19 protein-coding genes, 6 tRNA genes and 1 other RNA gene are annotated in these 24,438 nt (G+C 58.2%); 13 read left to right on the top strand and 13 right to left on the bottom strand.

Features of this window, described 5'->3' with window-relative positions:
• The first annotated feature begins 63 nt into the window (after positions 1-63).
• The gene (locus tag V2S86_RS01860) at positions 64-954 is read left to right on the top strand and encodes a LysR family transcriptional regulator (RefSeq protein WP_330760983.1); all 891 of its coding nucleotides are present in this window, start codon (positions 64-66) and stop codon (positions 952-954) included.
• Here the strand turns inward: V2S86_RS01860 and V2S86_RS01855 are convergent.
• Complete coding sequence (locus V2S86_RS01855; protein ID WP_330760982.1) at positions 930-2,591, bottom strand: alpha-keto acid decarboxylase family protein; 1,662 nt, start codon at positions 2,589-2,591, stop codon at positions 930-932. The genes V2S86_RS01860 and V2S86_RS01855 overlap by 25 nt on opposite strands.
• 248 nt (positions 2,592-2,839) lie before the next feature.
• Between V2S86_RS01855 and mgrA the strand changes: the two genes are divergently transcribed.
• Both mgrA and V2S86_RS01845 read left to right on the top strand, forming a co-directional pair.
• Complete coding sequence (mgrA, locus tag V2S86_RS01850) at positions 2,840-3,829, top strand: L-glyceraldehyde 3-phosphate reductase (protein ID WP_330760981.1); 990 nt, start codon at positions 2,840-2,842, stop codon at positions 3,827-3,829.
• Between the two features lie 227 nt (positions 3,830-4,056).
• On the top strand, positions 4,057-4,458 hold the full coding sequence (locus tag V2S86_RS01845) for a DUF2502 domain-containing protein (RefSeq protein ID WP_330760980.1): 402 nt from the start codon (positions 4,057-4,059) through the stop codon (positions 4,456-4,458).
• A 34-nt stretch (positions 4,459-4,492) separates the two neighbouring features.
• Here the strand turns inward: V2S86_RS01845 and V2S86_RS01840 are convergent, their stop codons facing one another.
• Complete coding sequence (locus tag V2S86_RS01840) at positions 4,493-5,725, bottom strand: Nramp family divalent metal transporter (RefSeq protein WP_330760979.1); 1,233 nt, start codon at positions 5,723-5,725, stop codon at positions 4,493-4,495.
• Positions 5,726-6,103: 378 nt separating this feature from the next.
• Between V2S86_RS01840 and V2S86_RS01835 the strand changes: the two genes are divergently transcribed.
• Positions 6,104-7,291: a NupC/NupG family nucleoside CNT transporter gene (locus tag V2S86_RS01835; RefSeq protein ID WP_311991759.1), complete on the top strand. Its 1,188-nt coding sequence runs from the start codon at positions 6,104-6,106 to the stop codon at positions 7,289-7,291.
• Between the two features lie 115 nt (positions 7,292-7,406).
• Here V2S86_RS01835 and V2S86_RS01830 read toward each other — a convergent pair.
• The 5 genes from V2S86_RS01830 to V2S86_RS01810 all read right to left on the bottom strand — a co-directional run bounded on the left by V2S86_RS01830 (position 7,407) and on the right by V2S86_RS01810 (position 9,529).
• Positions 7,407-7,482: transfer RNA gene (locus V2S86_RS01830), tRNA-Ala, on the bottom strand.
• 60 nt (positions 7,483-7,542) lie between these two features.
• Positions 7,543-7,618: transfer RNA gene (locus V2S86_RS01825), tRNA-Ala, on the bottom strand.
• Positions 7,619-7,694: 76 nt separating this feature from the next.
• Entirely contained in the window at positions 7,695-7,823 is a 129-nt protein-coding gene (locus tag V2S86_RS01820) for a hypothetical protein (protein WP_330760978.1), read from the bottom strand.
• Positions 7,824-7,877: 54 nt separating this feature from the next.
• Complete coding sequence (gltX, locus tag V2S86_RS01815) at positions 7,878-9,293, bottom strand: glutamate--tRNA ligase (RefSeq protein WP_330760977.1); 1,416 nt, start codon at positions 9,291-9,293, stop codon at positions 7,878-7,880.
• A 5-nt stretch (positions 9,294-9,298) separates the two neighbouring features.
• A complete protein-coding gene (locus V2S86_RS01810) occupies positions 9,299-9,529 on the bottom strand; it encodes a hypothetical protein (RefSeq protein ID WP_330760976.1) in 231 nt (76 codons plus the stop codon).
• Between the two features lie 56 nt (positions 9,530-9,585).
• On the opposite strand from V2S86_RS01810, the gene V2S86_RS01805 reads away from it, so the two are divergent.
• The 5 genes from V2S86_RS01805 (at position 9,586) to V2S86_RS01785 (ending at position 10,167) form a co-directional block, all read left to right on the top strand.
• Positions 9,586-9,661, top strand: a tRNA-Val gene (locus V2S86_RS01805).
• Positions 9,662-9,693: 32 nt separating this feature from the next.
• Positions 9,694-9,769 (top strand) — tRNA-Val (locus V2S86_RS01800).
• Between the two features lie 39 nt (positions 9,770-9,808).
• Positions 9,809-9,884: transfer RNA gene (locus tag V2S86_RS01795), tRNA-Val, on the top strand.
• A gap of 7 nt (positions 9,885-9,891) precedes the next feature.
• A tRNA-Lys gene (locus V2S86_RS01790) sits at positions 9,892-9,967 on the top strand.
• Positions 9,968-10,041: 74 nt separating this feature from the next.
• Positions 10,042-10,167, top strand: a non-coding RNA gene (locus tag V2S86_RS01785) — RtT sRNA.
• Between the two features lie 206 nt (positions 10,168-10,373).
• On the opposite strand, the gene dhbA is transcribed toward V2S86_RS01785, so the two are convergent.
• From dhbA to V2S86_RS01765, 4 genes are read right to left on the bottom strand one after another with little or no spacing between them, the layout of a single operon-like run.
• A complete protein-coding gene (dhbA, locus tag V2S86_RS01780) occupies positions 10,374-11,132 on the bottom strand; it encodes a 2,3-dihydro-2,3-dihydroxybenzoate dehydrogenase (protein ID WP_330760975.1) in 759 nt (252 codons plus the stop codon).
• Positions 11,132-11,986: an isochorismatase gene (locus V2S86_RS01775; RefSeq protein ID WP_330760974.1), complete on the bottom strand. Its 855-nt coding sequence runs from the start codon at positions 11,984-11,986 to the stop codon at positions 11,132-11,134. The genes dhbA and V2S86_RS01775 overlap by 1 nt, the downstream gene beginning before the upstream one ends.
• A 3-nt stretch (positions 11,987-11,989) precedes the next feature.
• Positions 11,990-13,615, bottom strand: coding sequence for a (2,3-dihydroxybenzoyl)adenylate synthase (locus V2S86_RS01770; RefSeq protein WP_330760973.1), 1,626 nt, complete (start codon positions 13,613-13,615; stop codon positions 11,990-11,992).
• 8 nt (positions 13,616-13,623) lie between these two features.
• On the bottom strand, positions 13,624-14,832 hold the full coding sequence (locus V2S86_RS01765) for an isochorismate synthase (protein ID WP_330760972.1): 1,209 nt from the start codon (positions 14,830-14,832) through the stop codon (positions 13,624-13,626).
• Between the two features lie 199 nt (positions 14,833-15,031).
• Here V2S86_RS01765 and fepB point away from each other — a divergent pair, with 199 nt between their 5' ends.
• Positions 15,032-15,991, top strand: a complete 960-nt coding sequence (gene fepB, locus V2S86_RS01760; RefSeq protein ID WP_330760971.1) for a Fe2+-enterobactin ABC transporter substrate-binding protein — start codon at positions 15,032-15,034, stop codon at positions 15,989-15,991.
• Here fepB and entS read toward each other — a convergent pair.
• On the bottom strand, positions 15,978-17,246 hold the full coding sequence (gene entS, locus V2S86_RS01755) for an enterobactin transporter EntS (protein WP_330760970.1): 1,269 nt from the start codon (positions 17,244-17,246) through the stop codon (positions 15,978-15,980). The genes fepB and entS overlap by 14 nt on opposite strands.
• 260 nt (positions 17,247-17,506) lie before the next feature.
• Between entS and fepD the strand changes: the two genes are divergently transcribed.
• Genes fepD through V2S86_RS01740 form a run of 3 tightly spaced genes read left to right on the top strand, consistent with a single transcriptional unit; the run spans position 17,507 to position 20,402 of the window.
• The gene (fepD, locus tag V2S86_RS01750; RefSeq protein WP_330760969.1) at positions 17,507-18,580 is read left to right on the top strand and encodes a Fe(3+)-siderophore ABC transporter permease; all 1,074 of its coding nucleotides are present in this window, start codon (positions 17,507-17,509) and stop codon (positions 18,578-18,580) included.
• Positions 18,580-19,605, top strand: coding sequence for an iron-enterobactin ABC transporter permease (gene fepG / locus V2S86_RS01745; RefSeq protein WP_330760968.1), 1,026 nt, complete (start codon positions 18,580-18,582; stop codon positions 19,603-19,605). The genes fepD and fepG overlap by 1 nt, the downstream gene beginning before the upstream one ends.
• Positions 19,602-20,402 carry an ATP-binding cassette domain-containing protein gene (locus tag V2S86_RS01740; RefSeq protein WP_330760967.1) on the top strand — a complete coding sequence of 267 codons (801 nt, stop codon included), beginning with the start codon at positions 19,602-19,604 and terminating at the stop codon, positions 20,400-20,402. The genes fepG and V2S86_RS01740 overlap by 4 nt, the downstream gene beginning before the upstream one ends.
• Before the next feature lie 85 nt (positions 20,403-20,487).
• Here the strand turns inward: V2S86_RS01740 and V2S86_RS01735 are convergent, their stop codons facing one another.
• Positions 20,488-24,432, bottom strand: a complete 3,945-nt coding sequence (locus tag V2S86_RS01735) for an enterobactin synthase subunit F (protein ID WP_330760966.1) — start codon at positions 24,430-24,432, stop codon at positions 20,488-20,490.
• Between the last annotated feature and the right edge of the window lie 6 nt (positions 24,433-24,438).

The following is a 24,438-nucleotide window of genomic DNA, read 5'->3' as shown; positions in this document are numbered from 1 at the left end:
GGTGATTATCATCGTTTTTTTGGGTAGATTAAAAATAGGTTCCATCGATAAAGTAGATATATCATGCGCTATTCACCCGAAGCCCTGCAGGCTTTTGTCGAAGCCGCCGCCCTCGGTTCTTTTTCTGCCGCCGCGCGCAAGCTGCGCAAAAGCCAATCGACCATCAGTACCGCCATCGCCAATCTGGAGGCCGATCTCGGCTTGATCTTGTTCGATCGCCAGGCGCGGCAACCGGTATTGACCGACGCCGGCCGTAAAGTGCTCGGCCATGTGCAGGAGATCCTCGCCGCCGGCGAACGGCTTGACGCCTTGAGCATCCGCCTGGCGGACAAGACAGAACCCCGGCTAACTATCGTATTTTCCGATACCTATCAGCCGAACCACCACGACCGGCTGATGCTGCACTTTGAGCGACGCTATCAGGATATTGAACTGGAATGCATGATTGCCGAGGACGGCGACGTGATCGATCTGCTGCAAAGCGGCCGCGCGCACCTTGGCATGGTGGAAGTACAACCCGGTTATCCGCCGGATATCGCCTTTGCGCGGCTGCCGGAACAGACTGAAATGGGGCTGTTCGTCGCCCGTTCGCATCCGCTGGCGCAAACGGCCGCGCCAACGCATGAGCAGTTGTCCAGCACCCGCCAGCTGTATTTGAATACCTACACCGACGCAAGCGCGGCGCGTCCTCAGGGGTTGGTGTGGTCCGCGCCGAGCTATCTGATGCTGCTGGAAATGGCGGAACAAGGTTTTGGCTGGGCCGCTTTGCCAAACTGGCTGGTGAAACAGTATGGCCGCGACAAATTAACCGAACTGAAACCGCGCGGTTGGCCGAAACTGATCTCCGTGGATGCGGTATGGTCCAAGCTCACCCCGCCGGGGCCGGCGGGGTATTGGTTGTTGGAGCGTTTGCTGGAAAGCGCGGAGGATCAGGCCGCCGCATTGCGTGATTGAATGGCGCGCGAAACGGTATCCAGCAATTCGGGGATGTCCATCTTTGGCAGTACCACTTCCACGAAGGCCAACTGCGGACTGTCGCCCACTTCGCGCAACGCCTGACGCAACTGTTCCGGTTCGGTAACCCGCAGCGTTTTCACCTGATGCTCGCCGGCCAGCGCCTGCGGCAGCTGCGTCCAGTTCCACTGGGCGATGTCGTTGTAGCGCTGTTCCGGCCCGTGGATCGCTCGTTCGACGGTGTATCCCTCATTATTCAGCAGGAAGATCACCGGTTTCAGCCCGTCGCGCAGCATCGAACCAATCTCTTGCGCGGTGAGCTGCGCCGCTCCGTCGCCGATCAAAAGCAGCACCCGGCGATCCGGCTCCGCCGTCTGCGCGCCGAACGCCGCCGGCAGGGTGTAGCCGATAGATCCCCACAGCGACTGAACGATAAACCGACAGCCCTGCGGCAGGCTCAACGCCGCGGCGCCAAAACAGGCGGTGCCCTGATCGGCGATCACTGTGTCGCCCGGCCGCAAAAAGTCCTGGAGCTGCTGCCAAAAGCCGTGTTGGTCCAAACCGCTGCCGTTCGGCGACGGCAATTCCGGCCGTTTGATCGTCGGTAACTGCCATTGCATCGCCTGCGACAACGTCAAGCGGTGCAAGGCTTTTACCGCCTCATGCATCGGGATCTGGCTGAATACCTGCTGCCCGACCCGGGCCTCAAAGGGTTGAATATCGATACACTTCTCCGCCGGCAAGTGATGGCTGAAGCCGGCGGTAATGGTATCGGTAAAACGCACGCCGACGTTAATCACCACATCGGCGTTCTCAATCAGCTGCTTCACCTGCGGATCGCTGGCCGCACCGGCATAGGTGCCGGTAAAGCAGGGATGAGTTTCATCAAATACGCTCTTGCCGAGCAGCAGCGTCGAATGCGGCATGTCGACCTCGTTCATCCACTGTTCCAGTACCCTTTCGGCACCAAAGCGTTCAGCCAGAAAATCGGCGAGCAGCGAAACCCGTCGCGCCGGCAACAGCATTTCCTGCGCTGCAACGATAAATGCCTGCAACGACGCCTGTGAAAGATGGGCCTGTCGCAGCATCAGCGGCGCCGGCCGTGACGCCAGCGGCGCCTCCGCCACGTCGCTTGGCAACATCAGGTAAACCGGACGACGTTCAAACAGCGCGGTAGTCAGCAGGCGATCGATTTCCGCCTCGGCGTTGGCCGCGGTGAGGCTGGCCTGGGCGACGGTCACTTCTTTGGCCATACGGGCAAAGTGGCCAAAATCCCCGTCCCCCAGCGAGTGGTGCAATAAATCGCCGGCCCGCTGCGCGCGTAGCGCCGGTGCGCCAACCACGTGGATCACCGGTAAATATTCGGCGTAGCTGCCGGCAATACCATTTACCGCGCTCAGTTCGCCCACGCCAAAAGTGGTCAGTAAAGCGGCTGCCGGTTTGCAGCGTGCGTAACCGTCTGCGGCATAAGCGGCATTGAGTTCGTTGGCACATCCCACCCAGGTGATCTGCGGGTGAGCAATCACGTGATCGAGAAACTGCAGGTTGTAGTCTCCGGGCACGCCAAAGAAGTGCCGGATGCCGATCTGGGCTAAACGATCGAGTAGGTAATCGGCCACCGTGTAGCTTTTACTCATGATCATCACCTGCCAAAGGTTTCGATTGTTAGTTTTAAGTATCAAATATGTTGCGAAAATGTCGAATATTATGTGTAAGGGACGGATGGAAACCCTGCGTTACATCGAAGCGCTCGCCGCAAGCATTCACCCGCCTGTTAGGCAGCATTTAAAAAATTGAAGGTGATTTAGCGTGATCCGGGGCTCTGACAACGGGAGTGAAAACGCATACACTAAAACTCACTATCACCTTGCCGAAAAGGGTTCGTATGCTTTACCAGGCTGATTCTTCGCGTTATCAAAATATGGAATATCGCCGCTGCGGACGCAGCGGGTTGAAATTGCCCGCGGTTTCGCTCGGCTTATGGCACAACTTTGGCGACACCTCGTTGTATGACAATGCACGCAAACTCATTCATTGCGCATTAGATCAGGGGATTACCCACTTTGATCTGGCCAATAACTATGGTCCGCCACCCGGGTCCGCCGAGGAAAACTTTGGCCGTATCCTCAGCACAGATCTGAAACCCTGGCGCGATGAGCTGATCATCGCCTCGAAGGCCGGTTACACCATGTGGCCTGGCCCTTACGGTGATTGGGGGTCGAAGAAGTATCTGGTCGCCAGCCTGGATCAAAGCCTGCAACGCATGGGGCTGGAATATGTGGATATCTTCTATCACCATCGCCCGGATCCGGATACGCCGCTGGAGGAAACCATGGGCGCGCTGGATCTGCTGGTTCGCCAGGGCAAGGCGCTGTACGTCGGGCTGTCCAATTACCCGGCCGACCGCGCGCGCCAGGCGTTCGAGATCCTGCAACGGCTCGGCACGCCTTGCGTGATCCATCAGCCGAAATACTCTTTGTTCGAACGCTGGGTTGAGCCGGAGCTGCTGGATACGCTCGAAGAACATGGTGTCGGCTCCATTGCATTCTCCCCGCTGGCCGGCGGCCTGCTGACCGATCGTTACCTGCACGGCATCCCGCAAGATTCACGCGCAGCCAGCGGCAGCCAGTTCCTGCAACCCAACCAGCTCACAGACGCAAAACTGGAAAAGGTGCGCCGGCTTAATGCTCTGGCCCAACAGCGCGGGCAGAAACTGTCGCAGATGGCGCTGGCTTGGGTATTGCGCGGCGATCGCGTGACGTCGGTGCTGATTGGCGCCAGCAAGACCAGCCAGATTGACGATGCCGTCGGCATGCTGGCCAACCGTACCTTCAGCAGCGACGAAATCGCTCAAATCGAACGAATATTAATGTAATCGCTTACAATTATCGCCGGAGCATGTAGCCGGCGATAGCCTCGGCAGTGCCAGACAAATCTTAAATCCTCATCTCATCACCGCTTTTCAGAATCCCACTAAGATTCAACCCTATCCGCAGGCGCTAATATGCCGATATTGCAGTAAAAAAGATTATAAGGCCGTTTTATAAACTGATGAACGCGCTTCATTAACCGGCCAACCCGCTGCGGCGGAAAGGAGAAGCCATGTTTAAACCTCTGTTATTGGCCGCCTTATTGGTGGCGTCTACGGTACCCGCCATCCAGCAGGCGCAGGCGGAAGGCCTCAGTATCAATCTGATGCCGGGCGTATCATTGCGCATTGGCGAGGAAGATAATCGCGGCCGTTATTGGGACGGCTATGACTGGCGCGACCGCGACTGGTGGCAAGGCCATCAGGGCCGCTACCTGGGCGATCGCAGCCGCCGGGGTTATTACTGGGATGGTTATCGCTGGCGCGATAACGATTACTGGCGCAAAAATTATTACTATCATGATGGTCGCTATCGCAAATTCGATAAGCATTACTACAAGCACCACGAAAAACATCATTGGAAGAAAAAGCACCATGATGACGATCACGGTCGTCGCCATCACGACGATGATTGATGCCAAAAGGCCAGCGTAACGCTGGCCTTTTCGATCACAGCACGCTGCTGACCAGCAGATAACAGTTCAGGCCAACTACCACCAACACAATCAGCTTGCCCAGCGTCTGTATGCTCCGGCTGTTCACCATCTCCCCCATCAGTTCCCGGTTACCGGTGAAGGAGAGCAGCGGCACCAGCGCCAACGCAATGCCGAAGCTCAGCAGTACCTGGCTCAATACCAGAATACGCGTGGCGTCCATTCCCAGCATAATGACGATAAACGACGGCAGCATGGTGACCACCCGGCGTACCCACAGCGGAATGTAAAAGCGTACGAATCCCTGCATCACCACCTGCCCCGCCAGCGTCCCCACTACGGTGGAAGACAGGCCAGCGGCCACCAGGCTCAGCCCGAAGAGCGTCGCAGCCGCCTGGCCCAGCACCGGCTGCAGTGTCAGATAGGCCAGATCAAGATCGGCCACGCCGCTGTGCCCATTGAAGTGGAAGGTTGCGGCGGCGGTAGCCATCATCGCCAGGTTAACAAAACCGGCGATGGTCATGGCAATGGCGACGTCGACCTTGGTGGACGCATAACGATCCGCCTTTGAGTTCTCTCCGGCAGCCTGAGTTAGGGATGAATGCAAGTAAATCACGTGCGGCATGATGGTCGCACCCAGCACGCCGGCGGCCAGATAGACCGCATCGCCATTCGGCAGATCCGGGATCGCCATGCCTTTCAACAGCAGGCCCAACTGCGGCTGGGAAAATGCCAGTTCCACCATATAGGCAGCGGCAACAAACAGCAGCAGCCCGCCGATCGCCATCTCCAGCGGTTTTTGCCCGCGTTTTTGCAGCATCAGGATCAGAAAAGTGGCGATACCTGTCAAGATGGCGCCCTCAAGCAGCGTAACGCCCAACAACAGTTTGAATCCTATTGCCGCGCCGATAAACTCCGCCAGATCCGTGGCCATCGCAATAATTTCCGCCTGTACCCAGTAAGCCCATACGGCCGGGCGCGGAAAGCGGTCGCGAATGTGTTCCGCCAGGTTTTTGCCGGTGGCGATACCGAGTTTGGCGGACAGCAGTTGAATAAGCATGGCCATGACGTTGGCCCAGACCACGACCCACAGCAGGCTGTAACCCAAAGAGGCGCCGGACTGAATGTTGGTGGCGAAATTGCCGGGATCGATATAGCCGATGGCCGCGATAAATGCTGGCCCCATCAGCGACAGTTTGATTTTTCTGGATGGGCGACGGGTGTTCTCAACCACGCGACTGTTTGGCATACCCTTAACCCTTACATCTAATAAACCAAAGGTTATCTTATGCAAATGATAATAATTATCAAGCGCATTTGTAGCGGTAAAACTTATCGCTGTAATCGGGGATAACTCAAGTTTTAACGAAGGGTGTAACGTGCAGATGGCACTTTTCTGCCTTCCATCAAGCCATATTCCAGACGGAATACGCCTGATAATCAAATTAGCACAAGAATAGGAATTTCGTATGGATTCAGTAACTTCTTGATTTTTTATGGTTTAGCCTGATAATTTGGGATGTTTCCCACTATGAATTTCCATATTTGCAATGGACCTCTCGTTTTTAAACGTGGCGTTACATAAAATGACATCCGAAATTCAGCCTGCCTCAAGTTTGGAGCAAACATGTCCCATATTGCGCACTTTGCGTTAGCGTTGGTGGTGGTTGCGATCCTGGCACTGTTAGTGTGCCGTGACCGTAAAAGCATCCGCATTCGCTACGTTATTCAACTGTTGGTTATTGAAGTACTGCTGGCCTACTTTTTCCTGCATTCGGAAGCGGGTTTAGGTTTTGTAAAAGGATTCGCGGCGCTGTTCGACAAGCTGCTCGGGTTTGCTGGGCAAGGGACTGATTTTGTATTCGGCGGTATGGGTGATAAAGGTCTGGCCTTCTTCTTCCTGAAGGTACTGTGCCCGATCGTCTTCATCTCTGCGCTGATCGGTATTCTGCAATACATCAAAGTGTTGCCGTTTATCATCCGGATTATTGGTACCGTGCTGTCAAAAGTAAACGGTATGGGCAAGCTGGAGTCGTTTAACGCCGTCAGCTCGTTGATCCTGGGCCAGTCTGAAAACTTCATTGCCTATAAAGATATTCTGGGCAAGATGTCGGAAAAACGCATGTACACCATGGCGGCAACCGCGATGTCTACGGTTTCCATGTCCATCGTGGGTGCTTACATGACCATGCTGGACGCCAAATTTGTGGTTGCGGCGCTGGTACTGAACATGTTCAGCACCTTTATCGTGCTGTCATTGGTCAACCCGTATGACACCAGTAAAGAAGAAGAACTGCATCTGGGCAATCTGCACGAAGGCCAGAGCTTCTTCGAAATGCTGGGTGAATACATTCTGGCCGGTTTCAAAGTAGCCATTATCGTTGCTGCGATGCTGATCGGTTTCATTGCCCTGATCGCGGCGCTCAACGGCCTGTTCAGTGCTATCTTCGGCCTGAGCTTCCAGGATATTCTGGGCTACTTCTTCTATCCATTCGCCTGGATTATGGGTATTCCTAAGCACGAAGCCTTGCAGGTTGGCAGCATCATGGCGACCAAGCTGGTCTCCAATGAGTTCGTGGCCATGATGGAGCTGCAGAAAGTCTCTGCCGAGCTGTCGCCACGCAGTCTGGGCATTCTGTCGGTCTTCCTGGTTTCCTTCGCCAACTTCTCTTCCATCGGCATTGTGGCCGGTGCGATTAAAGGGCTGAATGAACATCAGGGCAACGTAGTTTCACGCTTTGGTCTGAAGCTGGTTTACGGTTCTACGCTGGTCAGCCTCCTGTCTGCGTCCATCGCGGGCCTGGTTCTGGGCTAAGCCGAAACGGCAACAAAGAAAAGGTCGCTTCGGCGGCCTTTTTTATTGCCCACGGTTTAGACAACAGGAAAGACAGAAAGCAAAAAGCCGACCCTAAGGTCGGCTTTTTAAATGGTGGTGGAGCTAGACGGGATCGAACCGTCGACCTCTTGCATGCCATGCAAGCGCTCTCCCAGCTGAGCTATAGCCCCACAAAAGTGGTACGCTTTAACCGGCGTTACGGTATTCCCCAACCTTACTGAGATAAAGGTTGGTGGAGCTAGACGGGATCGAACCGTCGACCTCTTGCATGCCATGCAAGCGCTCTCCCAGCTGAGCTATAGCCCCAATCCACAATCACAAAATCCTGTGAACGGGGCGCATAATATGAAACCCCCGAAACACTGTCAACGGCTAAATTGAATTACTCGATCAAGCGCTGAAAAAGCCGCCAAATCAGCGCGTTTAGCGCTAAAAAATCGCCATTGCGGATAAAAATCAGCCAGGAATAAAAAAAGCCCTGCGGATCGCTCCACAAGGCTTTATCTGTCATTGCGTCATCTTGTTGCCGGCCCCGCTTACAATCGGAAGGCCGGGGGTAAATCTATCAGGCCTGAGCTTCACGCCCGGCGATGTAGGCCAGCGCCAGGTCGATACGCTGCAAAGAACGCGCCTGGCCGATAGCATGCACGGTCACATCCATACCCGGTGACTGACCGGCGCCGGTGACCGCTACGCGCAGCGGCATGCCCACCTTGCCCATACCTACGCCCAGCTCATCCGCGGTGCCCTGAATGGCGTCATGCACGTTCTCCGGCGTCCAGGTACTGATAGCGGCAAGTTTGGCACGCACCGCTTCCAGCGGCTGACGTGCCACCGGGCGCAGGTGCTTCTTGGCGGCGTCGGCGTCGAATTCGCTGAAATCTTCATAGAAGTAACGGCAGGACTCGGCCATCTCCTTCAGCGTCTTGCAGCGCTCGCCCAGCAGCTTGACGATATCTTTCAGCTCAGGGCCGTTGCGAGTTTCAATGCCAAGCTGCTCAACGTGCCATGCCAGATACACCGCCACTTCTTCCGCCGGCATATGGTTAATGTAATGGTGGTTCAGCCACTGCAACTTCTCGGTATTGAAGGCGCTGGCGGATTTGTTGATCGCTTCCAGGGTGAAGAACTCTTTCATCTCATCAATAGAGAAGATTTCCTGGTCGCCGTGGGACCACCCCAGACGCACCAAGTAGTTCAGCAGCGCCTGCGGCAGGTAACCGTCATCGCGGTACTGCATCACGCCCACTGCGCCGTGGCGTTTTGACAGTTTTTTGCCGTCGTCGCCCAGGATCATGGAAACGTGCGCATATTCCGGCACCGGTGCACCCAGCGCTTTCAGAATGTTGATCTGGCGCGGAGTGTTGTTGATGTGGTCTTCGCCGCGGATCACGTGGCTGATTTCCATATCCCAGTCGTCCACCACGACGCAGAAGTTATAGGTTGGCGAACCGTCGGTACGGCGAATGATCAGATCGTCCAGCTCCTGGTTGCTGAATTCGATCGGGCCGCGGATCTTGTCATCGAAGATAACCGAACCTTCCTGCGGGTTACGGAAACGCACCACGCACGGCTCATCGTCGGTATGGCTGTCCTGGCTGTCGCGGCAGTGGCCGTCGTAACGCGGTTTTTCACCGTTTTCCATCTGCTTTTCACGCAGCGCTTCCAGGCGTTCCTTCGAGCAATAGCATTTATAGGCGGTATCCTGCACCAGCATGTCGTCAATCACCGCGTTATAGCGGTCAAAACGCTTGGTCTGGAAGTACGGACCTTCGTTCCAATCCAGGTTTAACCAGTTCATGCCATCCATAATTGCGTCGATAGCGTCCTGCGAGGAACGTTCCAGATCGGTATCTTCGATACGCAGAACGAACTCACCGCCCGAATGGCGGCTGAACAACCAGGAGTAAAGCGCAGTACGGGCGCCACCGACGTGAAGATAGCCGGTTGGGCTCGGTGCAAAACGGGTTTTGATTTTCATTGGTTTCACTGCCTTATTACGCAACGCGGGTCGGCGGTTGCCGACGATTGCTCGGAATTGAAAAAAGTGGGCAACATTGTACCACCACCCGCTAATTCCTCAACGCCGGCACGATATTGCCGCACCTGTTTTCGTTGTCGCTGCGGCGCATTTCGCATAACAATGTGCAAAGAATCATCATTGGCGGTGATAAATATCGCATCCTGTTTAAATTTGCGGCGAACGATTGAAATCATTTTAAAAACCGTTGACTCACTTTCAACTATCCCTATAATGCGACTCCAACAAGACGGGGCGATTAGCTCAGTTGGTAGAGCATCTCCTTTACACGGAGGGGGTCGGCGGTTCGAGCCCGTCATCGCCCACCATCTTGTTGAGCAGTAAGAAATGAGAAGAATGAGGGTGATTAGCTCAGTTGGTAGAGCATCTCCTTTACACGGAGGGGGTCGGCGGTTCGAGCCCGTCATCACCCACCACTCATTCTCTTGTTTAGCAGTACCCGGAAGTTCTGAAGTGGGTGATTAGCTCAGTTGGTAGAGCATCTCCTTTACACGGAGGGGGTCGGCGGTTCGAGCCCGTCATCACCCACCACTTCTGCGGGTCGTTAGCTCAGTTGGTAGAGCAGTTGACTTTTAATCAATTGGTCGCAGGTTCGAATCCCGCACGACCCACCAATACAGAAAAAAGCGCCTTTTGGCGCTTTTTTCGCATCTGCGCCACAGTAATTATCTCAAACAACTCCGCCACATAACGCACCGCGTCGTGCCGGATGAGAACCTGCGTTCAGGTTCGAGCCGAGCGAAGCGAGACGACAACGCGCAGCGTTGCCCGCAGGGCGAGGCCAAAGGCCGAGTCTATCCCGCACGACCCACCAATACAGAAAAAAGCGCCTTACGGCGCTTTTTTCGCATCTGTAGCATGGAAATCACCACGACCTTATTACCTGGTCCCGCTTTACTTACCGCCCATAAAAAAGGCGCTGCTTGCAGCGCTCTATAGTCATAAATGACAAGTAACCCTGTACCCTAAATAATTCGAGCTGCAGTCAACACACCTGCAGCTTGAAGTATGACGGGTATATCAGGCCGCCAGCGTCGCTCCGCCGTCAATCACGATATCCTGCAGGGTGATATGGCTGGCGCGATCGGAAGCCAGGAACAAAATGGCATCGGCAATTTCCTGCGGCTGGGCGATCTTGCCCAGTGGAATCCCCAGCTTGAACTGCTTCGGGAAGCCGTTAATGGTGTTCTGTTCACCGCTTTCGTCTTGCCACATGCCACGCTGCATCGGCGTGTTGGTCGAGCCGGGCGAAACCAGATTGCAACGCACGCCATAAGGCGCCATTTCCAACCCCACGGTTTGACACAGGCTGCGCAACGCCGCCTTGGAAGCGCAATAGGCCGCCATGCCGACGCGCGGCACATGGGCCGCATTCGAGGCCACACTGACAATCGCGCCGCGCCGCTGGCGACGGAACACCGGCAAGGCATGGCGGAACATATTGAACGCCCCGCCGGCATTGACCGCCATACAGGCCAACCAGTCTGCGGTGCTGGTCTCATCTGCCAACCCCATCCGCAAAATGCCCGCACCGTTCACCAATACGTCCAGTTCTGGCTGCGCTGTCAGCAAACGCCCGCACAAGCTGTCTACCGCATCGCTATCGGCGACATCCAGCACTTCGGTGCGGAACGGGTATTCCGGCTCGTCGAAGCGCAGATCGAAGCCCACCACCTCGGCACCGGCTTTTACAAACGCCAGCGCCGTCTCCAGGCCAATACCGGCACCCGCGCCGGTAACCCAAACCCGCTTACCGGCAAAATCGCCCTCTTTGCCCATCAAGACTTCTCCTGCGACAACATCGCCCACCAGCTGTCAATGGTCGGGTTTTTGGCCAAGGCGATAAAATCAATATCGCTGCGGATTTTACGCCAGCGCGCAGCCAGCTCCATGATGCGCACCGAATCCAGACCGTAGTCGATCAGGTTTTCATCGTCGCCCATGTCTTCGCTGTCCTCATCGAGGAACGGCATGATTTGCCGGCGCAGCTCAGCTTTACCGGCGATGCCCGGCAGCAATTCGGCAGTCGTCACCACGCGTCCACAGCGGCCGGCGGTGTAACGCAGCGCCATCAGGTGTTCGTCGCGGGAGAAATCCGCCAGGCCGTCAGCCACCATAAACGGCTGGATGTTGCGCATAAAGGCATCGATAGCGGTAGTCATGCAGCCGATATGGGCATACACGCCGCAAATGATCAGCTGATCGCGCCCCGATTCCTGCAGAATTTCCTGCAGCGGCGAGCGGTGGAAGGCGCTGTAACGCCACTTCACCAGTACCGTATCGTCGTCTTCCGGCGCCAGTGCTTGCACCACCGCCTGCTGCTCCGGGTGTTTATTCAGCCCTGGCCCCCACATATCGTTCAGCAACGCGCGGTCTTCGTCGCTTTGCTGGTTGGGCTGTGCGGTGTAAAACACCGGAATGCCCTGTGATTTGCAGTAGCGGCGCAGATTGGCAATGTTCTCTACCACCTGTTTAATCAGCGGGCTGTCTTCACCCCAGAAATTCAGGAAATACTGCTGCATATCGTGGATCAGTAACGCGGCCCGCTGCGGTTCTACCGTCCAGCTCACTTTGTTGGTCGGCAGTTCAGCCTGCGTCGGCAGCGCGTAATCATTAAGTTTAGGTATGGCCATGACTTATTCTCCCTGGGCCTGAGTCAGTGATTGCGTCTCCAGGCGTTGACGCAACCGTTTTTTATCCACTTTTCCTACCGGGGTGAGCGGCAGCGTATCGACCTGTATAAAACGGTCCGGCAATTTAAATTCGGCCACGCCCTCTGCACGCAAATGGCGGCGCAGTACCACTGGCTTCAACGCGCTGGTGGCGATAATAAAGGCGCAGCTCTTCTCACCCATCAGTTCATCCGGCATGGAAACCAGTGCCGCATTGATCACCTCCGGGTGGCGCAACAGCAGGTTTTCGATCTCCTCGGCGGCGATCTTCTCCCCACCGCGGTTGATCTGATCTTTCTGACGCCCTTCCACCTTCACATAGCCGTCTTCAGTCAGGCTGATCAGGTCCCCGGAACAGTAAAAACCGTCTTTATCGAAGGCGGCGGCGTTATGTTCCGGGCTTTGGTAATAACCGCGGAAGGTGTAAGGGCCCCGGGTCATCAGGCGTCCGGTTTGCCCCACCGGCAGCGGGTTACCCTCGTCATCGGCCACCCACAGTTCGTCGTCCGGCGACATCGGGCAGCCTTGAGTGGTCAGAATATGCAGGTCGTCATCGTCCAGCCGGGTGTAATTCACCAGGCCTTCCGCCATGCCGAAGACCTGCTGCAACTGGCAGCCGATTTCCGCCGGGATGCGCGCGGCCAGGGTTTCACTCAGCTTGGCGCCCCCCACCTGCAACAGCTTAAGGCTGGCCAATGGTTGACCGCCCCACTCTTCAATCGCCTGTAGCCACAGCGTCACCGCCGGCGGCACCAGCGCCGTCACGTTAATCTGGTGCTGCTCGATCAAACGGAAGCATTGCCCGGCATCCGGATCGCTGGCGAACACCACCAGCCCGGCGCCATAAAACACGCCGAGCACGCCCGGAGAACTCATCGGGTAGTTATGCGCCACCGGCAGCGCGCACAGGTAGCGGGTATGCGCATCGAAATGGCAAATTTCCACGCTGCGACGAATGCTGTAGTAGTAATCATTGTGGGTGCGCGGGATCAGCTTTGGCGTGCCGGTGCTGCCACCGGAAAGCTGGAAGAACGCCACCTGGTCAGCCGGGGTCGGTGTCGCGATAAAATCTTCGGCATCCTCTTCGAGCCAGGCGGCCAGCGACTGCTCGCCTTCCGCCTGGCTGTGCAGCCCCACTACGCGCAATGAAGGATTTTCGGCGCGAAACGCCGTCAGGAATTCGTCGTTGCCGAACAAACCATGCCGGCGATCGGCAATCAGCAGCGCAGGCTTGATTTGTGCGGCATAAGCCTTGAGTTCGTTGCGTTGATGGCTGAACAGCGCATTCACCGGCACCACGCCAATTTTCAACAGCGCAAAGAAGGTCACATAGAACTCGACCACGTTGCCCAACTGCACCAAAGCGGTATCGCCACTTTGCAAGCCCCGGCGTTGCAGCGCAGCGGCCAGCCGGTCAGAAAGTTGATTAAGCCGGCGATAGCTCAGGCTGCGTTGCGGGTCGATCAGCGCCACGGCGTCATTTTTGGCCTGGCGGGTGATAATGTCGGTCAATGGCCGGTCGGTCCAATAACCGCGTTCGCGATAACGACGGGCCAACGCCTCGGGCCAGGGAGTAAAATCAATGCTCATGGGTATGCCTATCCTTGGTTCAGGCCAAACGCCCGCGAAATGGTACTGAGTTTGGTGCCGGTTTCACGCCATTCGGATTCCGGCGAAGAGTCTTGCACAATGCCGGCGCCGGCAAACAGCCGCACCTGATTGCCCTGCACGGTGCCGCAACGAATGGTCACGACCCACTCGCCGTTGCCTTCGGCATCGCACCAGCCGACAATGCCGCCGAACAGGCCGCGATCAAAAGGCTCAAGCTGTTTGATCACCTGATGCGCAAGCCGGGTTGGCGTGCCGCACAATGCCGGAGTCGGGTGCAACAGGCAGGCCAGCGAAAGCGCATTTTCCGCCCGGCTGGCGGCTTCGCCATCAATAGGCGTCGACAGGTGCCACAGCGTGGTGGTGCTCAGCAATTCAGGGGATGACGGGATGTTCAGGTGGCGGCAGCGGTCGGCCAATACCTGACGCATCCCTTCGGTGACGAACTTGTGCTCATAAAGGTCTTTGTCCGACACCAATAGCTGTTGGCTGATTTCACGGTCCCGCTGCGGATCGGCATCGCGGCGGGCAGAGCCGGCCAGCGGATTGGAATGGAACTGCGCGCCGGATTTGCGCAGCAGCAATTCCGGGCTGGCGCCCACCAGCGCCCCCTGCTCCAGCGGCACGTGAAAGTGAAAACCGTTAGGGTTTTGGACGATGATGCGCGCCATCAGCGCCTGGCGATCAACCGGTTCGCGGGTTTCAATCTCCAGCAGGCGCGACAGCACCACTTTATCCAACCGGTCGCCACGGGTCGCCTGCACCGCATCGGCAACCATCTGCATGAAAGGCTGCTGGGCAGGCACTTCGGTTTGCCGGGTAATTTCCGGCAAGGTATCCTGCGGCGGCGTTATGCCGACCAAAAAGGCATCGCGCTCAAACCACTGAGTTTGCTGGGGAATAAACAACGCCGAAGGTTGATGAGTATCAAAAGGAATGGCACCGCAAAGTACCGGGTTCTTCACGCCTGCCAGTTTCGCTTCGGCGAAAGCGTGCCGAACCTCTCGCTGAAACTCCCCATTCACCTGGTCCCCGCCTGCTGCAGGCAACGTGATTTTGGCGAAGCAGCCTTGCGTACTCAGGCTACGGAAAGGAGAGGTAAAGAAGAAGCCCGAGGTGGGCGAAACGCCTGCAGTATTCAGTCCGCTCTCCTTGCTTTGCGATTTCTTTTGGCCGGCACCCTTTACAGTCACGCTCATCGGTACTCCATTTCTCTTCGTGAATGATAACAAACATAATAATGATTATCATTTATGTTTGACCGCGTTAAAGTACCCTTGGAAATTTGCCATGTCAATAATTGTAAACAGCGCTTCTCCTCATCATCGCGGTAGAAAATCAGCAGCATAAATTATATAAATGATAAGTATTACTATTTAAAACCTAAGGACTTTCTTTATGAAGAAGAACCTGATCTTTGGCCTGGCGCTGTTCGGGCTAGCGGCCATCGGTGCCGCTCATGCCGCCGATACCGGCTGGCCACGAGACATCGAAACCTCACACGGCGTGGTAACCCTTACTCAGCCCCCTGCCCGCATCGTTTCTACCAGCGTTACCCTCACAGGCACCCTGTTGGCCATCGACGCACCGGTGGTGGCCAGCGGGGCAACCACGCCCGGCAGCCGTTTGGCGGACAAACAGGGGTTCTTCCGTCAATGGAGCGACATCGCCGCACAGCGCGGCGTTAAACGTCTGTACGTCGGCGAACCCAATGCGGAAGCCATCGCAGGTGCTGCCCCCGATCTGATTATCATGTCAGCCACCGGCGCCGATTCCGCCCTGCGCCTGTACGATCAGCTCTCTGCCATCGCCCCGGTGCTGGTGGTCAATTACGACGACAAAAGCTGGCAAGAACTGGCCGCAGAATTGGGCCAGGCCACCGGGCATGAGGCCCAGGCGCAAAAGGTTATTGGCGATTTTGATGCGCGTGAAAAAGCGCTGAAACAACGGATGACCCTGCCTGAACAGCCAGTCTCCGCGCTGGTGTTTGGTTCTGACGGCAAAACCGCCAATCTGTGGACCGCCGAATCGTCCCAGGGGCAAATGCTTAAACAGCTCGGATTCACCCTGGCGGTGCCGCCCGCCACATTGAACAACAGCCGCAGTCAGGGCGTGCGCAAGGACATTATTCAGTTGAGCGGCGAGAACCTGGCGGAAGGCCTGAACGGCCAGACGCTGATGCTGTTCGCCAACGGCGACGCGGACGCACAACGCCTGCTGGCCAATCCTTTTCTCGCTCACCTGCCGGCGGTGCAGCACAAACGGGTTTACGCGCTGGGCAACGATACCTTCCGGCTGGATTATTACAGCGCCGGCAACTTGCTGACGCTGTTGGAAAAACAGTTTATTTCTCGCTAGTCTCGCCGGCGGGCTGGAGATTTTCTTCCTGCCCGCCGCTGCCCACCTGGCGCAAACCGCGCATGGCGAAAGCCAGTACCACACCCAGCACCGCCACCCCAAAACCAAAGCTGGTCGAGGTCATCGCCGGCAGCATAAATGCCCCCAGCGCCCCCAGCAATAATGCCCCCAGCGCGTCGCCCACGACGTTTTGCGCCGTCCACAAGCCATTGATGCGCCCCAGGAACGCGTCCGGCGTCAGGTTCTGAATCAACCCGTATTGCAGCAACGAGTTCACCGCGCTCAGGTAACCAAAAATCACCAGGAAGAATAGCGCCAAACCGTACCGCGGCATCAGCCCGAACAAACCAATGGTGACGAACGCACCTATCGCCGTCGTCAGCATCATCCAGCCCGGCCGCGCTACGTGAGCGACCCGGCCGCTGGTGAAGGCGCCAATCGCCGCGCCGAGGGGAACTGCTGCATACATAAAGCCCAATTGCGCAGCGCTGACGTGCCACATGCCGGACATCGCCGGATATAACACCCGCACCGCGCTGGCCATGGTCAGCAGCGCGCCGATCAGCGCCACCATGCCGATCACCCGGTTGCGGAACAGAAAACCGAAACCACCGGCCAACGCGCGCAGCGGGTGTTCACGCGGTTGTGGCGGTGGCCGCAACTGCGGCAGGCGCAGCAAGGGGATCAACGTCAGCAAAGTGCCCAACGCCGCCAGGCCGTAGTTCCACATCACGCCGGAGTGAGCGATCACCAGGCCCCCTATCGCCGGCGACAGGATCGAGCCAAAACGCACCGTCAGCATACTGATGGCCCCGGCCTGAACGATGTTTTCACGGCCCACCAACGCCGGGGTGGCGGCCAGCAGCGCCGTCACCCCGACTGCACCGAAGAAACCGTCCCACACGGCCAGCAAATAAATCGCCGTTAACGAAGGGGCCGGCAAGGCAGCGTTCAGGCACAACCCGAGAAAGCCAATACCGCAGGTAGAGCGAGCAAACAGAATCAAACGGCGGCGCTCGTAGCGATCGGCCAACACGCCCCCCATCAGCAAACCGGCAAACATGCCGCTGCCCGCCAGCGTCACGGACAACCCGACCAACAGGGTCGAACCGGTCAATGCCTGGATCTGAACCGGGATCGCAATGGCCATCAATCCCAGCGCCAAAATGGAAATAAAACGCGCGCAAAATACGGCACGAAACGCGCCATTGGTCTTAAGCAGGCCAAAATCAAGCAAAATAGAGGGCTTACTCATCAGCTTTCTCACCACAACGTAGGAAAAGGGACAGCGTCTATAGCCAAAATAATTGGAGTTGAATCAAGGCGGCAACCAAGCGCATCCCCATGAACGTACAGGAAGTACGTGATTGGGGTAAGTGCGGGCAGCCAACACAGAGACAGCTTCAAGAATGAAGGGTATGTGCTGCAATAGCGAAGGGAGTCATGGTAACATAGATGAAAGCAATCAATAATGATAATAAATATCATTTATATTCAATCAAATAATGGATTGTTATGTTACGGATTACACGCAATGGCACCCCCTCCATTCCGCCCCCCAAGAATCGCCTCATTAGCGGCACTCCCCACTCATTTCGTCGCAAACTATTTGGTCTGCTGGTAGCCGTTTGCGCGCTGTTGGCCGTGATGCTGCTCAGCCTGTCGCTCGGCGCCAAGTCCATTCCTTTTGACAGGGTTATCCAGGCGCTGAACGGTCAATGCAGCGGGGCAGACTGCACCATTATTACCGGCGCCAGGCTGCCGCGCACGCTGGTGGGCGTATTGGCCGGCATTGCGCTGGGCCTGTCCGGCGTATTGATGCAAACCCTCACCCGCAACCCCCTGGCCGATCCGGGCATTCTCGGCGTAAACGCCGGAGCGGGATTCGCCGTGGTTCTGGGCATCACCTTCTTTGGTGCCGCCGAGGTTGGCCAATACCTGTGGTTCGCCTTTGCCGGGGCGATGTTCGCCGCATTGCTGGTCGCATTGATAGGCGCGCTGGGCGGCAGCAGCCTGAATCCGGTCCGCCTGACGCTGGCCGGCGTCGCACTGGCGGCAGTGCTGGAGGGAATGACCTCGGGAATTTCTCTGCTGAACCCCCTGGTGTTCGATCAACTGCGTTTTTGGCAGGCCGGTTCTCTGGATATTCAAAATATGCAGGTGGTGCGCACCGTCACTCTGCCGATCCTGCTGGGCACGCTAATCACACTGTGGATGAGCAAATCGCTTAACAGCCTGAGCATGGGCAGCGAATTGGCCACTGCGCTGGGCACCGGCATCGTCCGCACCCAATTGCTGGGCCTGCTGGCGATTACCCTGCTGTGCGGCGGCGCCACCGCCGCCGTCGGGCCGATAGCCTTCGTCGGCCTGATGATGCCGCACATTGCCCGGCGGCTGGCCGGCTCCGAGCTGCACTGGATGCTGCCGTGGACTCTGGTCTTGACCCCCATCCTGCTGCTGAGCGCCGATCTGATTGGCCGCTTCCTGGTGGCCGGCGAGCTGCGCGTTTCCATCGTGACCGCTCTGATTGGCGCACCGCTGCTGATCATGCTGGTGCGCCAGCGCCATATGTTCAGGAGGCAACGCTAATGTCGATGCTCTCTGCCCGTCTGATGACCGATCGAAGGTTGCTTGCCCTGTCGCGACCGGCGCTGACCGCGTCGATGCTGGCACTTGCCTGCGGGGTACTGGCGATTTACGCCCTCGGTTCCGGCGCCCTTTCGCTTAGCGCCACGCAGGTGATCGACGCTCTCCTCGGCAAAGGCCCGGCAAACCTGGCGGTGGTAGTCACCCAATGGCGTTTGCCACGCGTCACTATGGCGTTGCTGTTGGGCGCGGCGCTCGGGATCAGCGGCGCCATTTTCCAGTCGCTGCTGCGCAACCCGCTCGGCAGCCCGGACGTGATCGGCTTCAATACCGGCGCCTACAGCGGCGTATTGGTCGCCATAGTGCTGTTTAACGGCGGCGTCGTCGGCATCACCTCCGGCGCGCTGGCCGGTGGCCTGCTGACCGCCGCGCTGGTTTATCTGCTGGCATGGCGCAACGGCGTCGAGACTTTCCGTTTGATTATCGTCGGCATCGCCGTGCGTGCGTTACTGGTGGCCGGCAATACCTGGCTTATCATCAGCGCCTCGCTGGAGGCCGCCATGACCGCCGGGCTGTGGAGCGCCGGGTCGCTTAACGGCATAAGCTGGGCGAAAAGCCTGCCGGTGCTGGCAGTGATCGCGCTGTGCTGCCTGCTGTTGCTGACACTGTCGCGCCGCATGCGGCTGCTGGAAATGGGTGACGACACCGCTTGCGCCCTCGGTGTGCCGGTGGAACGTTCGCGCGTGCTGCTGCTGCTGATCGGCGTAACGCTGACCGCGGCCGCCACCGCCGTGGCCGGGCCGATCTCCTTTATTGCGCTGGTGGCGCCGCAGATTGCCCGCCGCCTGTGCGCCAACCGTGGCGTCCTGTTGCTGACCGCCCTGACCGGCGCGCTGTTGCTGCTGATCGCCGATGTCGCCGCCCAGCGCCTGTTTATGCCTTATCAATTGCCGGTAGGCGTGCTGACCGTCAGCCTCGGCGGCATTTATCTGATTTGGCTGTTAATCCGTGAGTCACGAAAAAAATGAATGCTGAACCCCTGCTGCCTGCGCCGCTGCGCGCTGAACATCTGACGCTAAGCTATGACAAAAAAATCGTAGCGAGCAATCTTTGCGTCTCTATCCCCCAGGGCGAGCTGACGGTGATTATCGGGCCGAACGCCTGCGGTAAATCTACCCTGCTGCGCACCCTCAGCCGCCTGATGCAACCGCAAGCCGGTACGGTCTGGCTGAACGGCAAGCACATCAGCGAATACGCAACCAAAGAGGTAGCGCGCCAGTTGGGCCTGCTGCCGCAAAGTTCGACCGCTCCCGGCGACATCACCGTCTTTGATCTGGTGGCCCGTGGCCGCTATCCGCACCAACGTCTGTTTAGCCGCTGGCGTGAAGAAGACCAGCAAGCGGTGGAGCAGGCAATGCGTTCCACCGGCGTGTTTGAACTGGCCGAACAGCCGGTGGATACGCTTTCCGGCGGGCAGCGTCAGCGGGTCTGGATTGCGATGGTGCTGGCGCAGCAAACGCCGCTGCTGTTGCTGGATGAACCGACCACCTGGCTGGACATTAGCCATCAGATCGACCTGCTGGAGTTGATGCGTCAGTTAAATCGTGAAAACGGCCACACGCTGGTGGTGGTGCTGCACGATCTCAACCATGCCTGCCGTTACGCCACCCATCTGATCGCCATGCGCGGCGGCAAAGTCGTGGCCGAAGGCGCACCCAAGGATATCGTAACGCCGGAATTGATCGAAGAAGTGTACGGCCTGCGCTGCATGATCATTGACGATCCGGTCTCACACACGCCGCTGGTGGTGCCGTTGGGGAAATAATCAGGGAACCCTGATCTTGTAAGGGCCCAGCAGTTGGGCCCCTGTTAATCGGGCGAATCTCTTCGCCCCTTACCGTCTCTGGGAGTTATAACGCCCTCAGTATTCTGTTCAACAACGGCCCCAGCACCTTGAACGACGCCGGTGAGACGATATCTACGTGCGCACAATCCAGTTCATAAACCTGCAAGGCATCCACGTATTGCGCCCAGGTCTGCTGCACGTCCATCCCTTCCTGCAACGTCTGACGCGCGACAAACAGCGTCGCCTGCCCGCTGAAATTCGCCGTATGGGTCGCGGAAAGCAAACGCACCGAATCGGCATAGTTGGCTTCGATATTATCGAACATCGCCACCCGGGTTTCGCCCAGAGCCGGATCCAGCGTATCTTCCGATACCGCCAGGAACTGCTGACGTTCGCGCTGCACTTCTTTCAGCACGTTGTCATCCAGCATCACGTCCCAGTTTTGCGTTTCCGGCGGATAGGTATCCAGCAGGCCGAGGAAGGCCACCTCTTCGCCCCGCGCCTGTAGCCTGGCGGCGATCCCCTGCGCCAAGGTGCCCCCCAGCGAATAACCGATAAAATGGTACGGACCCTGTGGCTGAACCTGCAATACCGTCGCCAGATGCGCCTCGCAAACCTGATCCATATTCTCGCTGAGCGCCAACGGGCCATCCGGACGTGGCGACTGAATGCCCACCAGTGACCAATGTTGATCGATATAGCGCGGCAGCACGCTGAACTGCCAGGAGAATCCGGAAGCCGGATGCAGGCAGAACAGCGTCGGGCCATCGGTGGTGCGCAGCGGCAATACGCTGTCGAAACCGGTTTGGTCGGCTTCTTCCTGCGTGCGCTCTTGCGTTAGCAGTTGCGCCAGCTGTTCTACCCGGGAAGCGACCATCACCTGCCCTACCGAAACCGCCTTGCCCAACTCACGTCGCAACTCTGCCGCCAGCCGCATCGCTAACAGCGAGTGGCCGCCGAGAGCAAAGAAATCATCGTCGGCAAATACGGTTTCACGTTGCAGCAAGCGCGCGAACACCGCAGCGATCGCCGTCTCCAGACCTGGCTCCGGTTCACGGCCTGCGGCCCTGACGCCATTTTGCGGCTGCGGCAGCGCTTTGCGATCCAGCTTGCCGTTGGCGCTCAGCGGCAGAGAATCCATCTCGACCAACGCCACCGGCACCATGTGTGGCGGCAGGCGATCGCCCAACGCGGCACGCAGGCCGTCGAGATCCAGGCGCACGCCGGGCTGGGCCACCAGATACCCCACCAGTTGGCGGGCATCGCCGCCGCCAGGATCGGTTGGCGTATTGTCCAGCACCAGCGCATGGGTCACCGCCTGCTTAATGCCCGGCAGCGACAACAACGCATGGTCGATTTCGCTCAGCTCAATGCGCTGACCACGAATTTTTAGCTGATCGTCGCTGCGGCCGAGGTATTCCACTTCGCCACCCGGCAGCCAGCGCGCAACGTCGCCAGTACGGTACATCCGCCCGCCGTTGCCTTCGGGATCGGCCACAAAGCGGCTGGCGGTCAGCTCCGGGCGGCCAAGATAGCCCTGCGCCAGCTGCACGCCGGTAAGATACAAATCGCCGGCCACGCCCGGCGGCACCGGCCGCAGACGCGCATCCAGGATGCGCAGCCCGGTGTTCCACACCGGCAGGCCGATCGGCACATTGGCGCCGGTGACCGCCGCCAGCGCCTCGCCCCAGGCCGGGTGCCAACTGACATCCACCGCCGCTTCGGTCGGGCCATAAAGATTATGCAAGGGCACGCCGGTGCGACTTTGCCAAAGACGGCACAGCTCAGCCGGCAGCGCTTCGCCGCTGCAAAACACCTGCCGCAACGGCGCACAGCAGGCCACCGCCGGCGGGTTGTCCAGCGCGCCGACAAAGGCCGCCAACATCGAAGGTACGAAGTGCAACGTGGTAACCCGATGCAGATCAATCAACTCCAACAACTGTTGCGGATCGCGGTGCGCTTCCGGCGGTGCCATCACCAACTGCGCGCCCACCATCAACGGCCAGAAAAACTCCCACACCGAGACGTCAAAGCTGCATGGCGTTTTCTGCAGCACCACATCGTTCGCCGCCAGTGGATACTGATGCTGCATCCACAGCAAACGGTTGACGATCGCCTGATGCCCCACCAGCACGCCTTTTGGCCGCCCGGTAGAACCGGAAGTAAAGATGATGTAAGCCGGATGATGCGGCGTTGGCCCGCTGAGCATCACCTCTGCCGCACAGTCGGCGGCCAGAGGCGCAGCAAACAGCAGGATTTCTCCCTTGCCGGCAAAACGCGCCTGCTGGGTAGGTTCGGTGATGATCAGTCGCGGCGCGGCATCCTCCAGCATCATACCGAGACGTTCGTCAGGGTAGCCGGTATCCAGCGGCAAATAGGCGGCCCCTGCCTCGACAATCGCCATCAGCGCCAGCGACAGAAACACCGAGCGCGGCAGCGCAACGGCAACGATATCGCCGGGCTGTACCCCTTGTGCCGTCAGTTGGCGCGCCAGTGCGGTGACCTGTTCACGGGTTTCGCGATAGCTGAACCGGTATTGCGCGTCCCTCAGCGCCGGGGCGTCCGGGGTTTTCTGCGCCTGTTCGGCCAGCAGGCCGCTGAGGGTTTGCGCCGCCACCGGATGAGCGGTGTCGTTAATCCGGGCCAGCAGTTGACGGTCCTGTTCGGTCAACAAATCGGCTTCGCCAATCGGCATTTGCGGCCGGGCGGCAAACTGACGCAGCAACAGCGGCAGGCGCTGTAAATGCGCCGCCAGCTCATCGCGCTGATAACGTTCGGCATTGGCCAGCAGATCCACCTTCAGCGTGCCGGCCTCGTCGAGATACAGCGCGATCTCCAGATCCCGTACCGGCCCCGAAGCCAGCTCGTGAGTAATGCCTTCGATACCGCCGAAATCCAGCTGGAAATCGAACATTTTAAAGTTGAAAACGGTGCCGTACAGCGGCTGAGCATCGCCAATCCGCCCCAAATCACGCTGGATTTGTTCCGCCTCGTAACGCTGATGACGGCGGACGGTTTTCAATTCGCGACCGATACCGCCGGCTATCTCGCACAGCGTAGCCTGGGGATCGAGGTGCATTTCGATCGGCAATACGTTGATCACCGGCCCGTTGGCGCACAGCGCAGCAGAACCGGTACGGCGCATAAAGATAAAACCGGCGCTGAAGCTGCCGTGGCCGCTCAGGCGAGAGACCCACAGCGCCACCAGCGCCAACGCCATATCCGCCACGCTGAACTGCTGCGGGCTGGCGCTCACCAGTTGAGCAAAATCTTGGCGATCGCACAGCTGCGATAACCGGTGGATGCGGGTGCTGGGTGTCTGCCCGGCCAGCGGCTGCGGGCAAAGCGTGGCCGGCGCAGGCAACTGCTGCGCCTTGTTCAGCCAAAAAGCGGCATCGCGCCGGCAGGTTGGCGACTGTTGGTAGCGCTGGTATTCCGCTACCACCTCGCTGAACGGGGTAAACGGCGTCGGATCGGGCCGTTCATCGTTCAGTATGCGGCTGTAAATATGGGCGATTCTGCGGGCAATGGCGGTAAAACTAAAGCCATCGACCAGAATATGGTGATAACGCTGATACCAGAACCAACGCCGGTCCGACAGGCGGATCAACATATGGCGGTACAGTGCATTGCCGCTGCCGATGCGCAAATCACCGGACATATCCCGCTGCATGACCGCACGCGCCGCCGCCGGAGCATCCGGAGAATCGCGCAGATCGAGATATTCCGTCGGCAGGATCGCCAGTTCGGCGTCATGCCACTGTACCGGCACCCCGTCCCGCTCTTCAAAACGGAGCTGAAGGGTATCGACTTCGGACAACCCCTGCGCAATCGCCTGCAATAGCCGCTCTTCGTTCAGTGGGCCGCTGAGTTCGATATAGTGGGAAACCGCGTAGGCATTGGCGTACGGTGAGATTTGATCGGCCACCCAAATGCCAGGTTGCGCGGCGACCAGCGGCAACTCAGTGGCAAGCTGCTCTTCTGTCGGTAATAAAATAGGGTCTGACAAGGGACT

The organism is Serratia sp. C2(1), from assembly GCF_036352655.1.
Classification (GTDB): Bacteria; Pseudomonadota; Gammaproteobacteria; order Enterobacterales; family Enterobacteriaceae; genus Serratia; species Serratia inhibens.
Note: the sequence above shows the minus strand (reverse complement) of the source record. Positions and strands in the feature narration are given on the sequence as shown.

Coding starts and splice junctions, on each gene's coding strand:
- V2S86_RS01860 (WP_330760983.1), top strand. CDS start 64: ATGCGCTATTCACCCGAAGCCCTGCAGGCTTTTGTCGAAGCCGCCGCC.
- V2S86_RS01855 (WP_330760982.1), bottom strand. CDS start 2,591: ATGAGTAAAAGCTACACGGTGGCCGATTACCTACTCGATCGTTTAGCC.
- mgrA (WP_330760981.1), top strand. CDS start 2,840: ATGCTTTACCAGGCTGATTCTTCGCGTTATCAAAATATGGAATATCGC.
- V2S86_RS01845 (WP_330760980.1), top strand. CDS start 4,057: ATGTTTAAACCTCTGTTATTGGCCGCCTTATTGGTGGCGTCTACGGTA.
- V2S86_RS01840 (WP_330760979.1), bottom strand. CDS start 5,725: ATGCCAAACAGTCGCGTGGTTGAGAACACCCGTCGCCCATCCAGAAAA.
- V2S86_RS01835 (WP_311991759.1), top strand. CDS start 6,104: ATGTCCCATATTGCGCACTTTGCGTTAGCGTTGGTGGTGGTTGCGATC.
- V2S86_RS01820 (WP_330760978.1), bottom strand. CDS start 7,823: ATGACAGATAAAGCCTTGTGGAGCGATCCGCAGGGCTTTTTTTATTCC.
- gltX (WP_330760977.1), bottom strand. CDS start 9,293: ATGAAAATCAAAACCCGTTTTGCACCGAGCCCAACCGGCTATCTTCAC.
- V2S86_RS01810 (WP_330760976.1), bottom strand. CDS start 9,529: ATGATTTCAATCGTTCGCCGCAAATTTAAACAGGATGCGATATTTATC.
- dhbA (WP_330760975.1), bottom strand. CDS start 11,132: ATGGGCAAAGAGGGCGATTTTGCCGGTAAGCGGGTTTGGGTTACCGGC.
- V2S86_RS01775 (WP_330760974.1), bottom strand. CDS start 11,986: ATGGCCATACCTAAACTTAATGATTACGCGCTGCCGACGCAGGCTGAA.
- V2S86_RS01770 (WP_330760973.1), bottom strand. CDS start 13,615: ATGAGCATTGATTTTACTCCCTGGCCCGAGGCGTTGGCCCGTCGTTAT.
- V2S86_RS01765 (WP_330760972.1), bottom strand. CDS start 14,832: ATGAGCGTGACTGTAAAGGGTGCCGGCCAAAAGAAATCGCAAAGCAAG.
- fepB (WP_330760971.1), top strand. CDS start 15,032: ATGAAGAAGAACCTGATCTTTGGCCTGGCGCTGTTCGGGCTAGCGGCC.
- entS (WP_330760970.1), bottom strand. CDS start 17,246: ATGAGTAAGCCCTCTATTTTGCTTGATTTTGGCCTGCTTAAGACCAAT.
- fepD (WP_330760969.1), top strand. CDS start 17,507: ATGTTACGGATTACACGCAATGGCACCCCCTCCATTCCGCCCCCCAAG.
- fepG (WP_330760968.1), top strand. CDS start 18,580: ATGTCGATGCTCTCTGCCCGTCTGATGACCGATCGAAGGTTGCTTGCC.
- V2S86_RS01740 (WP_330760967.1), top strand. CDS start 19,602: ATGAATGCTGAACCCCTGCTGCCTGCGCCGCTGCGCGCTGAACATCTG.